Source organism: Amycolatopsis sp. SID8362 (assembly GCF_010550475.1).
Lineage (GTDB): Bacteria > Actinomycetota > Actinomycetes > Mycobacteriales > Pseudonocardiaceae > Amycolatopsis > Amycolatopsis eburnea.
In genome coordinates this window covers 1-1,259 of record NZ_JAAGNB010000804.1, presented here as the reverse complement: position 1 = coordinate 1,259, position 1,259 = coordinate 1, and the positions used below count along the sequence as shown (strand labels likewise).

Genomic DNA, 1,259 nt, shown 5'->3' with positions numbered 1-1,259 from the left:
CGGGCTGGACGTCTCGGTCGGCAACACGGCCGCGGCGCGCCCACCCGACCCGGCACTGGCCGGCAGTGGCTCCGGCGCGGGACTGGCGGGCCTGCGACAGCGCGTCGAGCTGGTCGGCGGCCGCTTCGACGCGGGTCCGGCACCCGGCGGCGGGTTCCGGGTCGGTGCGATACTGCCCGCTTACGTACCGACGGTGGAAGGCACGCACTGTGATCCCGGTGCTCGTGGTCGATGACGAGCCGATGGTGTGCGCCCACCTGCGCACGATCCTGGGCTCGGCGCCCGACATCGACGTGGTCGCCCAGGCGGCCGACGGCGCCGAAGCGGTCGAGGCCGTGGTCCGCCACCGCCCGCGCGTGGTCCTGATGGACCTGCGCATGCCGGGCGTCGACGGCCTGACGGCGATCGCCCGCATCACGGCCATGCCGGACCCGCCGGCGGTGGTCGCGCTGACGACGTTCGACGCGGACACCTACGTCATCCGTGCTTTGCGCGCGGGAGCGGCGGGCTTCCTGGTGAAGTCGACGCCGCCGGAGGACCTGATCGGCCTGGTCCGCGTGGCGGCGGACGGCCACACGGTGCTGTCACCGTCCGCGGCTCGGCGGTTGGTGGCGTTGTCTTCGGACGGCCGTGAGCGCGGGGAGGACGCGCGGCGCCGGACCGCGGGGTTGACCGAGCGGGAGCGGGACGTGCTGGCGTGCCTGGGTGCGGGACTGTCCAATGCGGACATCGCGGGGCGGTTGCATCTGGCTGAGGCGACGGTCAAGAGCTATGTGTCGCGGATGCTGGTGAAGTTGGAGTGCGCGAACCGGACGCAGGCGGGGTTGCTGGCCCATGAGGCGGGGTTGGTGACCCGGTAGGCGGTCTGGCCGATGGGCGGCCGCTGTGGCCTGGGATCTGCGATGTTGTCGCGGGTGCCGCCGTTGCGGGGGCCACGGCGTTTGCGGTGGCTGGCCGGATCGGGGCGCTGGGCCATGTTGCCACCGATCCGAGTGGACGCCGCGGCGCGAACCGTGGCGTTTGCGGTGGCCGGCCAGATTGCCGATCGGCCAAACCCGCCCGGGAGGTGGCGGGCGGATGGCGATTGACGCCGCCGGAGCACGCGAACCCAGGCTAGGAAGTAGCCAGGGCGCTGGCGGAGCGCAGGAAACGCGGAAAGGTCGCGCAGAGCCCGGGCCGCGGGGCGGCCGGGCGCGGAGTGGCTAGGCCGCGGGGCGGCCGGGCGCGGAGTGGCTGGGCCGCGGGGCGGCCGGGCGCGG

1 protein-coding gene and 1 pseudogene are annotated in these 1,259 nt (G+C 74.5%); both read left to right on the top strand.

Annotated features, from left to right (window positions below):
* Positions 1 to 235: pseudogene (locus G3I65_RS24860) on the top strand (two-component sensor histidine kinase); the annotation flags it as partial.
* A complete protein-coding gene (locus G3I65_RS24855) occupies positions 210 to 860 on the top strand; it encodes a response regulator transcription factor (protein ID WP_160698240.1) in 651 nt (216 codons plus the stop codon). The pseudogene G3I65_RS24860 and the gene G3I65_RS24855, both read left to right, overlap by 26 nt.
* The last annotated feature ends 399 nt before the right edge of the window (positions 861 to 1,259 follow it).